The organism is Streptococcus sp. WM07, assembly GCF_004570525.1.
In the GTDB taxonomy this organism is placed as follows: Bacteria; Bacillota; Bacilli; order Lactobacillales; family Streptococcaceae; genus Streptococcus.
Map to the genome: position 1 here is coordinate 1 of NZ_SPPZ01000032.1, position 18696 is coordinate 18696.

An 18696-nucleotide genomic window follows, 5' to 3' on the forward strand; every position below is an offset into this window, starting at 1 on the left:
CTAGAGGCTTATTTACCATGGGCTCCAAAAATCCAAGAGAATTGTAGATAAAGAAAACTCCAAGATTAAAAGCAATCTGCTTATAATCTTGGAGTTTTGTCAATATACTCTGTTATTGGGCGCTTACCTTGATTGGAATGGAGATTTCAATTAGTTTATCAGAGTAGAGGGTTTTGATATCTTCCTTGCGAACATGATCTGTTTGAATACGCCGCTTGAGGAAGAAATCTCGGATGGTTTCAATTTCTACTTCACGAATAGCTCGGTGCTTATTGGTAATTAAGATTTCATAGTGGGTAGGAGCTTTTGTGAAAATCACATCTGTATTACCTGCTGAGAAAGTCTCTACTAAGGTTGCATCCGTGTTTTCAAGTTGCCTCTTAATGAGTTGTTTATGACTGGAGTTTGTATTGATCAGTTTCATAATGACCCCTTTCTAGTTGAGCAAGCTATTGATTTAGAGACTGTTGCCATTGCTGGAGGCCCCAACGATGACTGCCACGTTTTAGGTGTAGAAAGGCTTGGTCAATAGGGAACCAGGCTAAATTATTAAAATCTTCCAAGGGTTGACCGACCTCGGTATAGGATTTCACTTCATAAATAAAGGCTGGATTGTGGTAGTGGGTATCTCGATGGCTAGAATAGAAGTATTCGTCAGCTTGACCATAGTACTGACCAACTTGCGCACTGAAACCTAGTTCTTCGAGCAACTCTCGCTCGAGAGCTTCTAAATGATTTTCACCAGCCTCAATTTCACCTCCGGGTAAAAACCAGGCACCATTTGGAGCTTGAACTAAGATAACCTGCTCGCGACGAGCATCAGGTACTACCGCATAGACCCCATAGCGAGCTGTGTAGTTAACTTCAGGATCTTTCTTACCAAAATAAGGAATTGTCATAAGCAAACCTTCCTAAGATTAAATTGTTTTTCTTTATTATATCATGATTTTTAACGGCTCACCTTTTTTAAAAAGAAAAACGAAGAAAAAATTACTGAGGATGAATTTGTAGAAAACAGAGGCTGGACTCAAGTACCAGCCTCTAATATGTAGTTGGGAGATTTCGTTGACGCAAACTATCATTGTTCATGTTTCCAATTCCCTATTCCTATCGCTTTTTCTTATTCGGATTCTACTTTTTCGGTCTCTTTTTCCACTTTTTGAGTAGACTTAATCATGATTTGTCCGTTTTGCATCACGGCTCTTAAGTCTTTTTCCTGTGGATGTTCGAGGTAGTAGTCGGTAATGGAATCTTCAATATGATCTTGAATAGTTCGACGGAGTGGGCGAGCTCCCATTTTAGGATCATATCCTAAGTCGACCAATTTTTCTTTGACTTTATCTGTGACACTTAGTTGGATGCCATTTTTGCCAAGTCGCTCACGGACATCTTCTAACATGAGGTTAACAATTTGAAGGAGATTTTCCTTGCTAAGTGCTTGGAATTCAATGATACCGTCAAAGCGGTTCATAAATTCTGGGCTGAAGAAGTTCCCCAATTCATTCATGACAGAGTTGGTCCGTCCTTCACGGCTGGCACCAAATCCGACAGAGGCTTCGACTTTACCAGTACCTGCGTTGGAAGTCATGATAATGATGGTATCTTTGAAGCTGACAGTTCGTCCTTGGCCATCAGTCAAACGTCCATCATCCAAGACTTGAAGGAACATGTGCATAACGTCTGGATGGGCTTTTTCAATCTCATCCAAGAGGACAAGGGAGTAAGGGTTACGACGAACTTTTTCGGTTAGTTGGCCAGCTTCATCGTAGCCCACATAACCTGGAGGGGCACCAACTAATTTAGCTACACTGTGTTTTTCCATATATTCACTCATATCGAAGCGAATCATGCTATCTGTAGAACCAAAAAGCTCTAAGGCCAATTGTTTAGAAAGTTCGGTCTTACCAACACCGGTGGGACCAACGAAGAGGAAGCTTCCAATTGGGCGGTTTGGACTACCAAGACCAACTCGATTGCGACGAATCGCTTTGGCAATTTTGTCGATTGCTGGATCCTGTCCGATGACATGTTCTTTGAGGTCATCAGCAAGATTAACCAATTGCGATTGCTCTTTTTCTTTGAGGTCACCAACTGGGATATTGGTTTTTTGCTCAATAATCGCTTCAATAACTTTTTCGGTAATGACAGGCATATCCTGGTCATGGATTTCAGTTTTTTGAAGTTCTTTGTATTTAGCAATCTGATCACGATAGTAGGCTGCTTTTTCAAAGTCTTCATCACGAGTTGCCTGAGTCTTGAGTCGCTCTGCTTCAATGAGACGTTCATCTAGCTCTTTAGGATCGACAAAGGTCAAGGTTAGGTTCATTTTAGAACCAGCTTCATCCAAGAGGTCGATGGCTTTATCAGGTAAGAAGCGATCTTGAATATAGCGGTTGGATAGTACAGCGGCAGCTTCAATAGCTTCATCTGTATATTTGACATGGTGATAGTCTTCGTATTTTTTCTGAATTCCTTTGAGGATAATCAGAGTTTCAGCTACAGATGGTTCGTCTACTTTAACGGGCTGCATGCGACGTTCTAGGGCGGCATCTTTTTCGATAATCCGGTATTCATTGAGGGTGGTAGCACCAACTAGTTGTAGCTCTCCACGAGCTAGAGCAGGTTTGAGAATATTTCCGGCATCCATATTTCCGTCGCCAGCATTTCCTGCTCCAACGATTTCATGGATTTCATCAATAAAGAGGATAACATCCTCACGTTGCCGAATCTCCTCCATCAATTTTTGCATTCGTTCTTCGAACTGACCACGTATACCGGTACCTTGAACGAGGCTGACCATATCTAGGCGAATGACTTGTTTTGATTGGAGTTTTTGCGGTACATCTCCGTCGACAATTTTTTGAGCGAGCCCTTCAACGACAGCTGTTTTACCAACACCAGGTTCTCCAATAAGAACGGGGTTGTTTTTAGTACGACGATTGAGAATTTCGATCACTCGAATGATTTCTTCATCTCGGCCGATAACGGGATCGATGTCCCCACGTTTGGCAATGTCTGTGACATTGATTCCAAACTCATCTAGAATTCCCTTTGGTCTTGGCTTGGCTTGAGAAGCTCGCTCTCTTTGACCTGGTCGGTTTCCTGTTTCCTCTTGTTCAGGACGTTGGAAATTTCCTAGATTTTGGAAGAAATCTCCTAGAGGATCATTAGAGTTGGAGTTTAAGCCCTTTAGCAAGGAGGCATTCGGGTCGGATTTCATAATTTGGTAGCAATTTTGACAGAGGTCAACTTGCTGCTGATGACCATTAATACTAGTATAGAGATGGATGGTAGCATCGTTCATTTTACAATTGTGACAAAGCATAAATGCTCCTTTCTATTCGAGAGACACCCTTTATTGGTCAATAAAGGTCAAATTTATCTACTATCGATTATAGCACCTTTTTGAGACTTTGCAAGTAAAAAGTATGAAATAGGGGAGTCTTGACCAATCCGCTTTGTTTTTTTAGAATAAAGAAAAGGAGGCCCATATGGAGGTTAGAGTAAGATTTGCGCAGCTCGCTGATGCTGAGGAGCTATTAGCCATTTATGCTTATTATGTGGAGCAGACAGCGATATCATTTGAACATGAAGTTCCTAGCCTAGAGGTTTTCCGAAGTCGAATGGAGGCCATTCAGTCTTTTTATCCCTATCTTGTAGCAGAAGTAGAGGGGCGTATCCGAGGTTACTGCTACGCAGGTCCTTTTCGTTCAGCTGCCGCTTATGCTTGGTCAGTCGAATCTACTATTTATGTGGATTCGACAATGAAAGGGCAAGGATTGGGGCATTTGCTCTATGATCGATTGGAAGCCTATCTCCAGGAAATGGGAATCTTATCTATCAAGGCTTGCATCGGCTTAGGCCCCAAAGAGGATCCCTATAGTTCTCGTGCAAGTGAATTTTTCCATACAAAGCGTGGCTATAGGAAAGTAGCCCATTTCCCACAAGCTGGTTATAAATTTAGCAAATGGTATGACATGATTTGGATGGAGAAAGAACTGGGGGATTTTACCTCGGGTGTGGCTACTCCAAAGTCGGTTTGGAGTTTGAAAAGGGATGAGAATGGAGAAGTATCCTAGAATTTTCAGTAATTCTATGGTATACTTAGTAGGAATTTAAAAAATAGGAGAAACGTAATGGAATCACATTTGGTACGCATTATCAATCGTCTTGAAAAGATGGCGACAGATGGCGGCAATTTGAAACGAAATTTTGAACGAGACGGTGTAGTCGTTGCCGAAGTTTCCTATAGTCAGGATGAAGAACTCGGTTCAATCTTTACCTTACGAGATGTCGAAGCACGTGAGACATTCACTTTTGACAGTATCGATTTGATTGCAATGGAAATTTACGAGCTTTTATATTAAGAGTTCGTGTTGGGAGCAGAAGAATCTGTCACAGCTCTTTTGTCCAAGTTGTCGTCACTACCTAGACTATCTTTGCTATCTAATTTTTAGGTTTTAAATAATCTAAAAAGAGGTTGTTGCTAGTAATTCCTACTCTGATGGTGTGCTGAAGTTCTATAGATTTTGTTGGAATGAGCGAAGTCCGAACTAGTGTCTTCATGAAAAGAATACCGGGTGGTGTGATAAAACACGGACAACTATGATTTGCTTTCTAAATTTTATGTTGTCTACTCAACTGATAGTTCTGCTGTTTGCCCTAATCAATGACTGTGTCAAAGATTTATGATGAACGAGAATGTCGAGGCTGGAAGGTTTGTCCAGCCTCCTTTTTCGTATTCTCGCTGATACATCTTGTGAGCCTTCTGGCTTTTTGGTAGAATAACTTCATATTTACATTTTTTATTGAAAGGTATTTTCATGTCATTTTCATTTTTACCTCAGTTTTTGCCTTATTTTAACTATGGGGCTTTGGTAACGATTATTGTCTCTATTTTTGTTGTCTTTTTTGGAACAATTTTAGGAGTTCTCTTAGCTTTTGCTCAACGCTCAAAATGGGCTGTTTTACAATGGATTGCGAATATTTATGTTTGGGTCTTTCGTGGAACACCGATGTTGGTTCAAATTATGATTGCTTTTGCTCTAACTCATTTAACGGCCCCATCGATTCAGATTGGAATTTTACAGGTGGATTTGACGCGTTTGATTCCAGGGATTGTTATTTTGTCTATGAACTCTGGAGCTTATGTGTCTGAAACAGTTCGTGCTGGTATTAACGCAGTTCCAAAGGGGCAGTTAGAAGCGGCTTACTCATTGGGAATTCGTCCGGCTAATGCCATGCGCTATGTTGTTCTCCCGCAAGCTGTTAAAAATATTCTTCCAGCTTTGGGGAATGAGTTTGTAACCATTGTCAAGGATAGTTCGCTTCTTGCAACGATTGGCGTTATGGAACTCTGGAATGGAGCCCAGACTGTTGCGACCACAACCTATCAATCTTTGACTCCCTTATTGGTTGCGGCAGCTTATTATCTTGCCCTAACAAGTGTGCTTAGTTTGCTTTTGAAAATGTTTGAAAATCGGCTCAAACAAGAGGAGAAGAAATAATGACTGAAACCATCTTAAAAATTGAAGACCTTCACAAATATTTCGGAAAAAATGAGGTTTTAAAAGGTATTGACTTAGAGATTCATCGGGGAGAAGTCGTTGTTATTATCGGCCCTTCAGGTAGTGGGAAATCAACACTTCTTCGCTCGATGAATTTGTTAGAAGAGGCGACCAAAGGCCATGTCTCTTTTGAAGGCGTTGATATTACAGATTCCAAAAATGACCTTTTCAAAATGCGGGAAAAGATGGGAATGGTTTTCCAACAATTTAATCTTTTTCCAAATATGACTGTTTTGGAAAATATTACTCTTTCCCCTATCAAAACGAAAGGAATCAGCAAGGCGAAAGCAGAAGAAAGAGGAAAAGAACTTCTAGCGAAAGTCGGCTTGCCTGATAAAGCCAATGCTTACCCTCAGTCTCTGTCAGGTGGGCAGCAACAGCGAATTGCGATTGCCCGTGGACTAGCTATGGATCCAGATCTACTGTTATTTGATGAACCGACTTCAGCCCTCGATCCAGAGATGGTTGGTGAAGTTTTATCTGTCATGAAGGAATTGGCTGAATCTGGTATGACGATGGTTATTGTGACTCATGAGATGGGATTTGCTCGTGAAGTTGCAGATCGGGTTATCTTCATGGACGGTGGTGTTGTTGTCGAGGACGGGACTCCTGAAGCTATTTTTGACAATAGTCAAGAAGAGCGAACTCAGAATTTCTTGAGTAAAGTTTTATAAGTCGGTGAAGTCTGTAGTCATTTTGTCTTTTAAGCGAGAACTTCTAGAAGATTCATTCAGCAAGTGGTAAAATGGGAATAGATTCAGTTTGAACAAGGAGGAACCACATGCAACTCTTGGATGGAAAAGCTTTAGCTTTAAAAAAACGAGCAGCCTTAGCTGAAAAGACGGCTCAGTTACTGGCAGAAGAGGGGTTGAAGCCTTGCTTGGTAGTAGTCTTAGTGGGTGAGAATCCAGCCAGCCAGGTCTATGTCCGTAATAAGGAGAAGGCTGCCATTGCGGCGGGGTTTGAAAGTCGTGTTTTACGCTACCCAGATAGCTTGACTGAAGAAGAATTATTGGAATTATTGGCAGAATTAAATCAGGATACTGGCGTGCATGGTATTCTTGTTCAACTGCCACTTCCTTCACAAATCCGTGAAGATTTAGTGTTAGAAGCGATTGATCCTGCTAAGGATGTTGATGGTTTTCATCCTTTCAACGTAGGACGCTTGTGGACCGGAGATCCTTTACGGGTTCCATCTACGCCTGCTGGGATCATGGCCTTGCTTGCGGAATATGGAATCAATCCTGCAGGAAAAAAAGCTGTAGTGATTGGCCGCAGCAATATTGTTGGCAAGCCTATGGCAGAGATGCTTTTAGCGGCAGATGCGACTGTTACCATTGCTCATTCTAAGACTGAAAATCTGGCGCAATTAGCTAGTGAAGCGGATATCTTAGTAGTTGCGATTGGTCGAGGGCACTTTGTAGGTTCTGACTTTGTCAAAGAAGGTGCGGTTGTCATTGACGTGGGTATGAATCGCAATGCGGAAGGGAAGTTAATTGGAGATGTAGACTTTGAGGCTGTAAAAGACAAAGCAGCATTTCTAACACCAGTTCCAGGTGGCGTTGGCCCTATGACTATTGCGATGCTTTTAGAGCAGACGTTTCAAGCTGCAGTAGGCAGCAGAAACTAAAAAAGAGCTTGGAACCTAAAAAACGAGCAATTCCAAAACTGGAATAGCTCGTTTTTTATACGATGAGTTCTCATAACTAGTTCTTGTCTAGTTTCTTTTGAAGTTTTTTTATTTTTCTATTATCCCAATAGGAAAGGGCGAGTTCCAGTCCTTGAGCTGCATAGGGGGTCAAGAGTAGGATATACATGTAGACATACTGACTCTTAGTTTCCCAGATAAGGTGGAATAGAAAGCCACCGAGCAGGAAGATGGCACCGGCTAGCTGAGTAGAAGGAAAGTCAGGCTGGATTTTCCGAAATAGGTAAAAAAGGTAGAGACCGGAGAAACTGTAGATTGTCCATAAGAGTAAACTCATGGAAAAATGAAAGAGACGGTAGGCGGTACGCCCTTCATAAAGAGATTGAAGGAGTGGGGTGAAGGTTTCTTGATTCCGCTCCCAACGATTAGGCCCTGTCCAAATAGATTGAAAGGTTGGCTCCGTCCAAGTTGAATACCCTTTTTGAAAGAAAAAACGAAAGGCATAGAGTGGATTTTTAATAAAGGTCACGATCCGTTTTCGTAGATCACGTTTAGCCATTTCGGTGGCTTGTTCTTCATTAAAATTATTCCGCTGGAGGATTTTGGTATTGTAACCATCGTACCAGCCTCCTAGAGTTTTACGATCAGGATCATCTCTGAGCCCCATTGTCACATAGGCGATTTTAGGAGTTCCTGGTCCAATCTCCTGTCCTATAACTCCCTCATAATAAGAAAGAACAGCTTTGTTCATACCGACCATGCAAATGACACAAGAAATTCCAACCAGTAGCTTTTTCCAGGTGAATCTTTTGAGAATGGAGAGAAACAGAATCCCCAAGATTGTCAATCCGAAAATAATATAGTTGTTACGAATAACACAGGCAATGCCAAGGAATAGAGCTGTTAGCAAACCATATCTCAGTTGTTGTTTACGGGCAAATATTTGATAAAAAGTCAGAGCAAGAAGACAGGCTGTCAGTCCGACGGTACTGCCATACACAAAAAGGATAAAGAAGAAATGTGGAAGAAAGGCAAAGCTGAAAAATAGGAGATAATTCCTTGCCAACTGACTGAGCCCCCAAGTTCGTCCCAATCTCCAGATTAAATAGTTATTGGTTAGAGTCCATATAAGGTTCATCCCAAAGGCGAGATAGGTTGTTGGAATGATTGCAGCGTAAATCCGCTCCAAACTTAGAAGCCCTAGTTGATGGGGATTACGATACATATAGGCCCCTATTGTGGTCAGAGAATCAAAATTCCCCTGATTAAAAGCTAGTGCTGCTTTGTAGACATGCTTAGCATCAGCCCGTATCTGTCCTTCAACATTAAAAAGTAGATAAGCTCCCATGAGAAGGTAGCAGATGGTCATGACTTTGAAAAACTGTCTATCGGAAATTTTTTCAAAAGCAGGTCGAATTCGAACCAAGCCCCATAGAAATAGGATTAAACAGGGTAAAAAATACCAGGGATTGACTTGAAAAACAACTCCCTCGGAAATTTTTATGGGGATAAATGTTGTTACAAAAAGGGTTGAAAAAGCAAATAAGCTACAAATGATTCCTGCTAGTAAGAGGACTAGATAAGTTCCAAACTGACTCAGGTAGTTAAAAAAACGGCGCACGAAGGGACACCTCTTTCTTGGATTGAAATATTCTTCTAAAATCATACCACAATTATGCTAGAATAAGGAGAGGAGGACGCTATGTTTCAAAAGAGTAAATTATTTTTCTGGACTGTCGAAATTCTTCTATGTAGTCTGGTTCTCTTTTTGTGGAGGGAGATGGGAGAGATTGTTACTCCAGCCGTTCGGGTCTTGAATACAATCCTTATTCCTTTCCTTTTGGCTGCTTTTTTTTATTACATCACCAATCCCTTGGTCGAGTTTTTAGAAAAAGTCTTTAAAATCAAACGTGGTTTGGGAAGTTTGATGGCTGTTGCCGGTGTGATTGGCCTTATCGTTTGGGCGGTCATCTACTTACTTCCAATTTTAATCAATCAGTTGACCAGCTTGATCTATGCTAGCCAGGGAATCTACCATGAGGCTCAGTCCCTTGTGAATCATTTGGCGGAAGAGCCGATTTTACGGAATGTTGATATTCAAAAAACTGTAGCAGATTTGAATCTGTCTTATGTAGATATTTTGCAAAATATCCTGAATAATGTTTCGACCAGTATTGGGAGCCTATTTTCAGCGGTTATTAATACGGCTTTCATTTTAATTATGACACCTATTTTTCTTGTCTATTTCTTATTGGATGGAAAAAAACTTCTTCCTATGTTGCAGCGAACAGTTTTAAAACGTGATTCTTTGGATATTGCTTCCTTGTTGACGACATTGAATAAAACAATCGCTCGTTATATTAGCGGAATCTCTATTGATGCCTTGATTATTTTTACCCTTACCTTGACAGGTTATTCGATTATTGGCATTCGTTACGCCTTAGTCTTTGCGATATTCCAGGGAATGTGTAATCTCATTCCATATGTGGGACCTACTATTGGGATGATCCCCATGCTGATAACTTATACTTTTTTGGATCCACAAAAAATGTTCATCGCCTTGATATATATGCTAATCCTTCAACAGGTGGATGGAAATATTCTCTATCCTCGGATTGTAGGTGGGGTTATGAAAGTGCACCCGATTACCATTATGATCTTGCTATTGTTATCTAGTAATATCTATGGGATTGTAGGCATGATTGTGGCTATACCTTTATATTCGATTTTAAAAGAAATTGTGAAGTTTGCCTGGGAACTCTATGAACATCACAAAGAAAATCAAATGCGCAAGCAGTTGGATACAGATCTATAAGGGAAGGTCGGCTAGAGTGTCTTTGTTGAACAAAAATTATGTCCAATCCTTGTGTTAAATTGTCAATAAAAACGGTCTGGAAAGAGGCCGTTTTTGCTTACATTGATTGGGATTTTTAACGAGGTCAGTCGTTGCTGAAACGTGAGTTCAGTGTTTTAGAAAATCAGATTATAAAATGGAAATTCCAGTTTTCGAAGTTTATTTCTGGAGTTTCCTTTGAACAGTTAGATTAGTATGTTGCTGGCTACTGGTTGCTACTTGGTTTGGAATTGGAGCTGAAGGAAGGGACTCTGTTTTTAGAGGAGATTTGAACTTGTTTTTAGGTTATAGGAAGTCAGATGGTATAATAGGACTATGGCAAATAAAAAGAAAACAACAGGAACAAAGACAAGGAGACCTAGTAAGGCTGAGCAGGTTAGACAGGCAGCTATTCGGCGGATGTTTATTTCCCTGGGACTGGCTGTTCTGATTATTGTAGCCCTTCTTCAAGTAGGAGCTTTCGGTCTTACCCTTTATAATTTAGTACGTTGGGGTGTGGGGAGTCTAGCCCCTGCCCTTTTACTGACGATATTTATATATCTCTTCACATTCAAGTGGTTAAGGGATCGTCCAGGATTTTGGCCAGGTGTAACCGCAGTTCTAGCGGGGCTGTTAGTGATTTGGCAAGCTTATTTTGCGGGTGGACTGCCGCAAGAAGTGGATGTTCTCAGCGGTCATCTCAGTATTTTGACGAGTGAGTTGCTGGGTTTACAGGTAACCCAATTTGTAGGTGGGGGGCTTTTAGGGCTATTACTTTACATTCCCATCGCATTTTTATTTTCCAATATAGGGTCCTATTTTATCGGCATTCTTCTACTAGCTCTAGGTAGTTTGTTAGTAAGTCAACTCTCCGTCTATGATGTGGGAGATTGGCTCTTGAATACCTATCATCAATTAACCGAAGCAGGTGAAAGTCTTTATTTGGGGGAGCGTCAGCGACGGCTTGAAGCAAAAATAAAAAAAGAGGAAGAACAGCAAGATTTAGCTAGGACTTATGAAAAAGAGCAACTCCCTGAAGCCCCCTTACCAGCAGTAGACTTAGAGACGGGTGAAATTCTGGATGGATCAACGATGTTAGAGGAAACACCGATTTTCCTGGAAGAAGTGGAGACAGCAGAGGAAGAAGAGGTTGAAGGCACTTTTCAAGAATTTTCTCAAACGAGCCCACTGGGGCCCTATGTACTTCCTAGTATCCAGCTTTTTCCCAAGGAAAAAAGTAAGAGTCAGTCTCGTGAACAACAACAGGTGCGGGAAAATGTTCGAATTTTAGAATCTACCTTTGCTTCTTTCTCGATTGATGCTAAGGTGGAGAGAGCAGAGATTGGTCCCTCCGTGACTAAATATGAGATTAAACCGGCTGTTGGAGTTCGGGTTAACCGTATTTCGAACTTGGCTGATGATTTAGCCTTGGCTTTGGCAGCTAAGGATGTTCGAATCGAAGCACCGATTCCAGGAAAATCCTTAGTAGGGATTGAGGTTCCTAATAGCGAGGTTGCTACAGTAGGTTTCCGTGAATTGTGGGAGCAGGCTCAGTTAGATTCAGGAAAACTATTGGAGTTACCGCTTGGAAAGGCTGTAAATGGACAGGTTCGGACATTTGATTTGGCTAAAATGCCTCATTTGTTAGTAGCTGGATCAACCGGTTCAGGAAAATCAGTAGCGGTGAATGGGATTATCGCCAGCATTTTGATGAAAGCTCGGCCTGATCAAGTGAAATTCTTGATGATCGATCCGAAAATGGTTGAGTTATCTGTCTATAATGATATCCCTCACTTGTTAATTCCGGTTGTGACCAATCCCCGTAAGGCTAGTCGTGCTTTGCAAAAAGTAGTGGACGAGATGGAAGAACGCTACCAGCGCTTCTCCAAGGTTGGAGCAAGGAATATTCAAGGTTATAATGAACGGGTGGCAGCTCATAATGCGGAGTCTGATGTAAAAGAGGTTCCTCTCCCCTTGATTGTTGTTATTGTTGATGAGTTAGCAGACTTGATGATGGTGGCAAGTAAGGAAGTCGAAGATGCCATTATTCGTTTGGGTCAAAAGGCGCGTGCTGCTGGTATTCATATGATTCTTGCAACCCAAAGACCCAGTGTAGATGTTATTAGTGGTCTGATCAAGGCGAATGTTCCAAGTCGCGTGGCTTTTGCTGTGTCTAGTGGTACAGATAGTCGCACCATCTTAGATGAAAATGGAGCAGAAAAATTATTGGGACGAGGAGATATGCTTTTCAAGCCAATTGATGAGAACCATCCTGTACGATTACAGGGATCCTTTATTTCGGATCAAGCGGTTGAAACCCTGGTTAATTTTATCAAGGATCAAGCTGAGGTCGATTATGATGAGACCTTTGATCCAGGAGATATCAATGAGGCGGAAGACTTTGGAAGCAGCGGATCCAGTCAAGGAGATCCGCTCTTCGCCCAAGCTAGATCTCTGGTTGTCGAGACGCAAAAAGCCTCAGCTTCTATGATTCAAAGACGTTTATCTGTTGGATTTAACCGAGCAACACGATTGATGGAAGAGTTGGAACAAGCAGGCGTTATTGGGCCAGCAGAGGGAACCAAGCCCCGTAAGGTTCTCGTGACTCAGATAGAGGAGGAATAAGATGGAATTTACTGGAGTAGATCATATTGCCATTATTGGCCAAGATGCCGAGTTAATGTTAGAATTCTATGTTGAACATTTGGGATTTGTGATTCAAGCAGATCATATTCGACCTGAAAAAGAAGACAGACTGATCTTAGTTGAAAAGAATGGCTTGGTTTTGGAACTATTTGTTAAACCTCAAGCTCCCAAAAGACGAGCTCTTCCGAATCCGGAACACACAGGCTTACGCCATTTAGCATTTAAGGTTGATGATGTCGAAGCTACTTTAGCCTATTTTGACCAAGTGGGGATTCCCCACCAAGGACTTCGTTATGATGATTTTAATCAGAAGAAAATGGCTTTTTTCTTTGACCCAGATGGTCTCCCTCTAGAATTACATGAATAAAGCAAAATAGTTCAGCGAAGCTGAACTATTTTGCTTGGAAAAAGAGAGAAATAATCATGGCTAAGTACATAAATACCATTAGTAAAAAAGAGAGTCGCCAATAATATTTAAAGAATTTAGAATAATAGAAGGTCCGGTAGCGGATGACAAAAAAGCAGATAAGGATTAAGCCAAGTCCTCCCATAGCTACTCCTAATTCTGGTAATAGACTATGATAGAAGGCTTGAGTGGATATCCAGTAGAAGGCATAGGCAAAGAGGGGAACCATCACATCCATGGCCCGTATCCCTAATTTGTGTAAGGGGAGTAGACGGGTTAGGAAAAGACTCATAACAGGGATCCCCACTAGAAGGGCTAGGGCAAGTATTTGTAAAAAAAGCATAGGTCTACTCCTCTGACGTTTTCATCCATTTTAACACGGAAAGTCTTTTTAGGGAAAAAAATAAAAAGAAAAGAAGTTTTCTCTTGCATTTTTTATAAAAAGCTGTATACTAGAAAAGTATGCTAATTGCATACTTGTGGGAGGTAAAAAACTAGTCTTACCGCCAAAACCACAAAGGAGGATTTAAAAAATGGCTAAAAAAGTCGAAAATATTGTTAAATTGCAAATCCCTGCCGGTAAAGCGACTCCAGCTCCACCAGTTGGTCCAGCGCTTGGTCAAGCAGGTATCAACATCATGGGATTCACAAAAGAGTTTAACGCTCGTACAGCTGATCAAGCTGGTATGATCATCCCAGTTGTGATTTCTGTTTATGAAGATAAATCATTTACATTCGTAACAAAAACACCTCCAGCTGCTGTTCTTCTTAAGAAAGCTGCAGGAGTTGAAAAAGGTTCTGGTACTCCAAACACTGCAAAAGTAGCAACTGTTACACGTGCACAAGTACAAGAAATCGCTGAAACTAAAATGCCAGATTTGAACGCAGCGTCTGTTGAAGCAGCAATGCGTATGATTGAAGGTACTGCTCGTTCTATGGGATTCACTGTTGTTGACTAAGGAGTAATCATACAGAACTAACGTATTTTATTTAGTTTGTTGTATGATTCCTGCACAGTTGGCTTAATTATTTTCAGAACTGAAAAGTGAATGAAAATAGCAATTAACCACTGCGCCTATCTTCTCAAATGCAGGAATATATTTGAGAGATAGAGTTCAATAAATAGAAGTGAACCCAAAACCCGCAAGACTTCATCATTTCGATGAGTGACGTGGGAGATGAAAATCGATTGAACCACTTACAAGGAGAAAGATAAAATGGCTAAAAAAAGTAAAAACCTTCGTGCTGCCCTTGAAAAAATTGACAGCACAAAAGCATACAGCGTAGAAGAAGCTGTAGCACTTGCAAAAGAAACAAACTTTGCAAAATTCGATGCAACTGTTGAGGTTGCTTACAACTTGAACATTGATGTTAAAAAAGCTGACCAACAAATCCGTGGGGCAATGGTCTTGCCAAACGGAACTGGTAAAACACAACGCGTTCTTGTATTTGCGCGTGGTGCGAAAGCTGAAGAAGCAAAAGCTGCAGGTGCAGACTTTGTTGGTGAAGAAGACCTTGTTGAAAAAATCAACGGTGGTTGGTTAGATTTCGACGTTGTCGTTGCGACACCTGATATGATGGCACTTGTTGGACGTCTTGGACGTGTGCTTGGACCACGTAACTTGATGCCTAACCCTAAAACTGGTACAGTTACAATGGACGTAGCGAAAGCAGTTGAAGAATCTAAAGGTGGTAAAATCACTTACCGTGCAGACCGTGCAGGTAACGTACAAGCAATCATCGGTAAAGTTTCCTTTGATGCTGATAAATTGGTTGAAAACTTTAAAGCTTTCCATGATGTAATGGTTAAAGCAAAACCAGCTACAGCTAAAGGTACTTACATGACAAACGTAACCATCACTACTACACAAGGTGTTGGTATCAAAGTAGATCCATCTTCTTTCTAAGAATAAGGGATGAAAAGAGGCTAGAACTAGGGTTCTAGTCTCTTTTTTTGGTATAATGAAGAGAGTACCGAGAAAGGTGATCTTATATGAAGAAAATCTTAGTAGTAGATGATGAAAAACCCATCTCTGATATTATAAAATTTAACATGACCAAAGAAGGTTATGAGGTCGTAACGGCCTTTGATGGTCAGGAAGCCTTGGAAGTATTTGAAGCAGAGCAACCAGATATCGTGATTTTGGATTTAATGTTGCCAGAAATTGATGGTCTTGAAGTGGCTAAGACGATTCGTCGAACAAGTCATGTTCCGATTATTATGCTCTCTGCCAAGGATTCTGAATTTGATAAGGTAATTGGTTTGGAAATTGGAGCAGATGATTATGTAACCAAACCGTTTTCTAATCGGGAATTACAGGCTCGTGTGAAAGCTGTGTTGCGACGTACCGAATTGATTGTGGATGCTCAAGAAGAAGAGAGCAAACCTAGTGAATTGATGATTCGTGACTTGCGGATTTTTCCAGAAGCTTTTGTCGCCCATAAGCGTGACCAAGAGTTGGAATTAACGCACCGTGAATTTGAATTGTTGTTACATTTAGCCTCCCATGTTGGTCAAGTGATGACACGGGAACATCTGCTCGAGACAGTTTGGGGTTATGACTATTTTGGTGACGTTCGTACTGTAGATGTAACCATTCGCCGTTTGCGGGAGAAAATCGAAGATACTCCTAGCAGACCAGAATACATCCTCACCCGCCGTGGTGTAGGTTATTATATTCGCCATGATCATTAAGATTCGTGATTTCCTATTTACTAGTGATATTATTTTTGGACTGATTGTCATTGCTTTTATCATTGTTGTCGCTTTATTAGCATATGAAAATCGAAAAGACAATCAACGGATTCGTAAATTAAATGAGAAGGTTGAGGAGCTAATTGCGGGTCACCATACCCGATTGGAAATAGACTCACAAAATCCGGACATACAAGAACTCATCACATCCGTCAATGATTTGTCGGATGTGATTCGGGTTACGCAAGAAAATCTAGAGCAAGAGACAACCCGGTTGTCGAGTGTTCTTTCTTACATGACCGATGGCGTTTTAGCGACGAATCGTAAAGGTGAAATTACACTGATTAACGATATGGCTTGTCATATGTTAGGAGTTTCTGAAGAGGCAGCCTTGGGACAATCTATCTTGAGTCTGTTGGGAATTGAAGAACGGTATGATCTTCGCCAGTTAATTATTGATACCCCAGTGGATACGATTGATAGTCAGGATGCCAATGGGGAGTACCTGACTCTACGCGTGCGATTTGCTTTGGTTAGACGTGAGAGTGGCTTTGTATCTGGGCTCGTAGCGGTGTTGCATGATACAACGGAGCAGGAAAAAGAGGAGCGGGAACGTCGCCTATTTGTTTCCAATGTAAGCCATGAGTTGCGGACTCCCTTGACCAGTGTTAAATCGTATTTGGAGGCTCTTGAAGACGGTGCATTGACAGAGCCGGTTGCTCCTGATTTTATTCATGTTTCTTTGACAGAGACCAATCGGATGATGCGGATGATTACGGATCTTCTGAGTTTATCTCGGATTGATAATGAAGCAAGTGATTTGGAAGTTGAGTTGATTAATTTCACTGCTTTCATGACCCATATTTTAAATCGTTTTGACAAAATTAGGAGTCAAGAAGAGAGCAAGCATTATGAAATCGTACGTCAATACCCAATTTCTCCTATTTGGATTGAAATTGATACAGATAAGATGAATCAAGTACTTGATAATATTCTGAATAACGCCATCAAATATTCACCAGATGGGGGTAAGATTACGGTATCGATGCAAACTACGGATACCCAATTGATCATTGTTATCTCTGATCAAGGACTTGGAATTCCTCAAAAAGATTTACCACGAATTTTTGACCGATTTTACCGAGTGGATAAGGCACGTAGTCGTGCTCAAGGAGGGACAGGTTTGGGTCTAGCTATTGCTAAAGAAATCGTTAAGCAGCACCATGGCTTTATTTGGGCCAAGAGTGAGTACGGTAAAGGTTCTAGCTTTACGATTGTGTTACCATACGAAAAAGCCCTCTCTGAGGATGGAGATTGGGACGACCAAACAGGAGTTGATACAGAAAGTGACGGATAAGGGATTTAAATACAGTATTTTAGCCTCAGGCTCTAGTGGCAATTCTTTTTATGTAGAGAGTCAGAAAAAGCGAATACTAGTAGATGCGGGCTTATCAGGTAAAAAAATTGAAAGTCTGCTGGCTGAGATTGATCGTAAGGCGAGTGATTTGGATGCTATTTTTGTAACCCATGAACATAAAGATCATATTCATGGAGTGGGTGTCTTGGCTCGGAAATACAATTTGGATATCTATGCTAACCAGGAGACTTGGCAGGCTATGGAAGGTCATCTGGGTAATATTTCAAATGATCAAAAACATATCTTTGAGATGGGAAAAACCTTGACCTTTGGTGATCTGGATATTGAAAGTTACGGTGTTAGTCATGACGCTGTTGCTCCACAATTTTACCGTTTTATGAAAGATCAAAAGAGTTTTGTGATGTTGACGGACACAGGCTATGTTAGTGATCGTTTAGCAAGTCTCATTGAAAATGCAGATGCTTATCTTATTGAAAGCAATCACGATATTGAAATTCTTCGCAGTGGCCGTTACCCTTGGTCTCTCAAACAACGGATTCTTTCAGACAAAGGACATTTATCCAATGAAGATGGTGCTGAGACGATGATTCGAAGCTTGGGGAATCAGACTAAGAAGATTTATTTGGGTCACCTTAGTAAGGAAAACAATATTAAGGAATTAGCCCACATGACTATGGTTAACCAACTAGCTCAGGCGGATTTAGCAGTTGGACATGATTTCCAAGTTCTGGATACATCCCCGGATCATGCAAGTCCTCTTACGAGGATTTGATCGTGATTGAGTTCTTCAAAATTGGATGAGTGATGCCAAACTAAAAAGGCTCTTTGTCAACTGTAATGGGTGAATAGGGTATCGTTAGCGACTATATTTAATTTTTTAGTCTAGTCATCATCCAGATTCTTAGGAATCCTTATGAGAGTGGTGCGGACGTAAGCAGCCTCCTTCGGAGTCTCATCACTAAACTTTGAGCCTTGGTCTCAAAGTTTCCGTCATCCGCATCTTATGCGGATGATTCCACCACAGATAAGGATTCTTTTAGAATCTGTTTAGTGCTAGTCAGTAGCTGTAGAATTTGATAATTGAACACGGGAGAGCACGGTATAAGTGCTTTCCCTTTTTATGTTCTGATTCACATAAATGCGTTTCTTGAAGTTTTCAAAGTTTCTAAAGCCAAATGCATTTCTCTTGATGACTTTGATGAGGTTATTGGTTGCTTCCAATCGTGCATTGGAGTATGGATAGTCAAATGAATGGAGAATAAACTTCTTATACTTAACAAAAAACAAAAATAGCTGTATACTATAAGGTATGAAAGTCGAACTAAATGAATATCAAATTAGCGAATTGAAGCAAGCCCTGAAAGATAAAAAGAATGCACAGCACCATAGGAAAATTCAAGCTCTCATTCTCTACTCTGAATGTCAGAATTTAACAGCAGTAGCTAAATCAGTAGGTTTTGTTCATCAAACTGTACGAAACTTATTGAACCGTTATCTAGAAGGAGGTTTAGAGGCACTCCTTA

19 protein-coding genes and 1 pseudogene are annotated in these 18696 nt (G+C 40.9%); 14 read left to right on the top strand and 6 right to left on the bottom strand.

The genetic code is table 11. The features are described 5' to 3' along the window. Positions 1–112: 112 nt before the first annotated feature. The 3 genes from E4T71_RS05255 to E4T71_RS05265 form a co-directional block, all read right to left on the bottom strand. Positions 113–424: a DUF1827 family protein gene (locus E4T71_RS05255; protein WP_135037828.1), complete on the bottom strand. Its 312-nt coding sequence runs from the start codon at positions 422–424 to the stop codon at positions 113–115. Between the two features lie 25 nt (positions 425–449). Further along, on the bottom strand, positions 450–899 hold the full coding sequence (locus tag E4T71_RS05260) for an NUDIX domain-containing protein (RefSeq protein WP_135037831.1): 450 nt from the start codon (positions 897–899) through the stop codon (positions 450–452). A gap of 221 nt (positions 900–1120) precedes the next feature. Further along, positions 1121–3325, bottom strand: a complete 2205-nt coding sequence (locus tag E4T71_RS05265) for an ATP-dependent Clp protease ATP-binding subunit (RefSeq protein WP_135037834.1) — start codon at positions 3323–3325, stop codon at positions 1121–1123. Between the two features lie 166 nt (positions 3326–3491). Here E4T71_RS05265 and E4T71_RS05270 point away from each other — a divergent pair, with 166 nt between their 5' ends. The 5 genes from E4T71_RS05270 (at position 3492) to E4T71_RS05290 (ending at position 7197) form a co-directional block, all read left to right on the top strand. Continuing rightward, entirely contained in the window at positions 3492–4079 is a 588-nt protein-coding gene (locus tag E4T71_RS05270) for a GNAT family N-acetyltransferase (RefSeq protein WP_135037837.1), read from the top strand. A gap of 57 nt (positions 4080–4136) precedes the next feature. After that, entirely contained in the window at positions 4137–4367 is a 231-nt protein-coding gene (locus E4T71_RS05275) for a DUF1797 family protein (protein WP_135037840.1), read from the top strand. A 456-nt stretch (positions 4368–4823) separates the two neighbouring features. Next, positions 4824–5507 (top strand): amino acid ABC transporter permease, encoded by a 684-nt coding sequence (locus tag E4T71_RS05280; protein WP_135037843.1) that lies wholly within the window; start codon positions 4824–4826, stop codon positions 5505–5507. Beyond that, positions 5507–6241, top strand: coding sequence for an amino acid ABC transporter ATP-binding protein (locus tag E4T71_RS05285; RefSeq protein ID WP_135037845.1), 735 nt, complete (start codon positions 5507–5509; stop codon positions 6239–6241). The genes E4T71_RS05280 and E4T71_RS05285 overlap by 1 nt, the downstream gene beginning before the upstream one ends. 107 nt (positions 6242–6348) lie before the next feature. After that, the gene (locus tag E4T71_RS05290; protein ID WP_135037848.1) at positions 6349–7197 is read left to right on the top strand and encodes a bifunctional methylenetetrahydrofolate dehydrogenase/methenyltetrahydrofolate cyclohydrolase; all 849 of its coding nucleotides are present in this window, start codon (positions 6349–6351) and stop codon (positions 7195–7197) included. Positions 7198–7273: 76 nt separating this feature from the next. Here E4T71_RS05290 and E4T71_RS05295 read toward each other — a convergent pair whose 3' ends face one another. Beyond that, complete coding sequence (locus E4T71_RS05295) at positions 7274–8836, bottom strand: beta-carotene 15,15'-monooxygenase (protein WP_194181250.1); 1563 nt, start codon at positions 8834–8836, stop codon at positions 7274–7276. A gap of 81 nt (positions 8837–8917) precedes the next feature. On the opposite strand from E4T71_RS05295, the gene E4T71_RS05300 reads away from it, so the two are divergent. From E4T71_RS05300 to E4T71_RS05310, 3 genes are all read left to right on the top strand, one after another. Beyond that, the gene (locus E4T71_RS05300) at positions 8918–10030 is read left to right on the top strand and encodes an AI-2E family transporter (RefSeq protein ID WP_135037851.1); all 1113 of its coding nucleotides are present in this window, start codon (positions 8918–8920) and stop codon (positions 10028–10030) included. Positions 10031–10384: 354 nt separating this feature from the next. Then, positions 10385–12673 carry a DNA translocase FtsK gene (locus E4T71_RS05305; RefSeq protein WP_135037855.1) on the top strand — a complete coding sequence of 763 codons (2289 nt, stop codon included), beginning with the start codon at positions 10385–10387 and terminating at the stop codon, positions 12671–12673. Between the two features lies 1 nt (position 12674). Continuing rightward, on the top strand, positions 12675–13061 hold the full coding sequence (locus E4T71_RS05310) for a VOC family protein (RefSeq protein WP_135037858.1): 387 nt from the start codon (positions 12675–12677) through the stop codon (positions 13059–13061). 25 nt (positions 13062–13086) lie between these two features. Here E4T71_RS05310 and E4T71_RS05315 read toward each other — a convergent pair whose 3' ends face one another. Further along, entirely contained in the window at positions 13087–13443 is a 357-nt protein-coding gene (locus E4T71_RS05315) for a DUF3397 domain-containing protein (RefSeq protein ID WP_135037861.1), read from the bottom strand. Positions 13444–13633: 190 nt separating this feature from the next. Here E4T71_RS05315 and rplK point away from each other — a divergent pair, with 190 nt between their 5' ends. From rplK to E4T71_RS05340, 5 genes are all read left to right on the top strand, one after another. Next, positions 13634–14059 (top strand): 50S ribosomal protein L11, encoded by a 426-nt coding sequence (rplK, locus tag E4T71_RS05320; RefSeq protein ID WP_135037864.1) that lies wholly within the window; start codon positions 13634–13636, stop codon positions 14057–14059. 258 nt (positions 14060–14317) lie between these two features. Then, positions 14318–15007, top strand: coding sequence for a 50S ribosomal protein L1 (gene rplA / locus E4T71_RS05325; RefSeq protein WP_135037867.1), 690 nt, complete (start codon positions 14318–14320; stop codon positions 15005–15007). A gap of 86 nt (positions 15008–15093) precedes the next feature. Next, positions 15094–15795, top strand: coding sequence for a response regulator YycF (gene yycF, locus E4T71_RS05330; protein WP_135037870.1), 702 nt, complete (start codon positions 15094–15096; stop codon positions 15793–15795). Then, the gene (gene vicK, locus E4T71_RS05335; protein ID WP_135037873.1) at positions 15785–17152 is read left to right on the top strand and encodes a cell wall metabolism sensor histidine kinase VicK; all 1368 of its coding nucleotides are present in this window, start codon (positions 15785–15787) and stop codon (positions 17150–17152) included. The genes yycF and vicK overlap by 11 nt, the downstream gene beginning before the upstream one ends. Further along, positions 17142–17945 (top strand): MBL fold metallo-hydrolase, encoded by an 804-nt coding sequence (locus tag E4T71_RS05340; protein ID WP_167758474.1) that lies wholly within the window; start codon positions 17142–17144, stop codon positions 17943–17945. Before vicK ends, E4T71_RS05340 begins: the two co-directional genes overlap by 11 nt. A 281-nt stretch (positions 17946–18226) precedes the next feature. Here E4T71_RS05340 and E4T71_RS05345 read toward each other — a convergent pair. Continuing rightward, positions 18227–18466 (bottom strand): annotated as a pseudogene (locus E4T71_RS05345) (transposase); the annotation flags it as partial. A gap of 16 nt (positions 18467–18482) precedes the next feature. On the opposite strand from E4T71_RS05345, the gene E4T71_RS05350 reads away from it, so the two are divergent. Next, on the top strand, positions 18483–18696 hold a 214-nt coding region (locus tag E4T71_RS05350), incomplete at its 3' end, for a helix-turn-helix domain-containing protein (protein WP_135034965.1).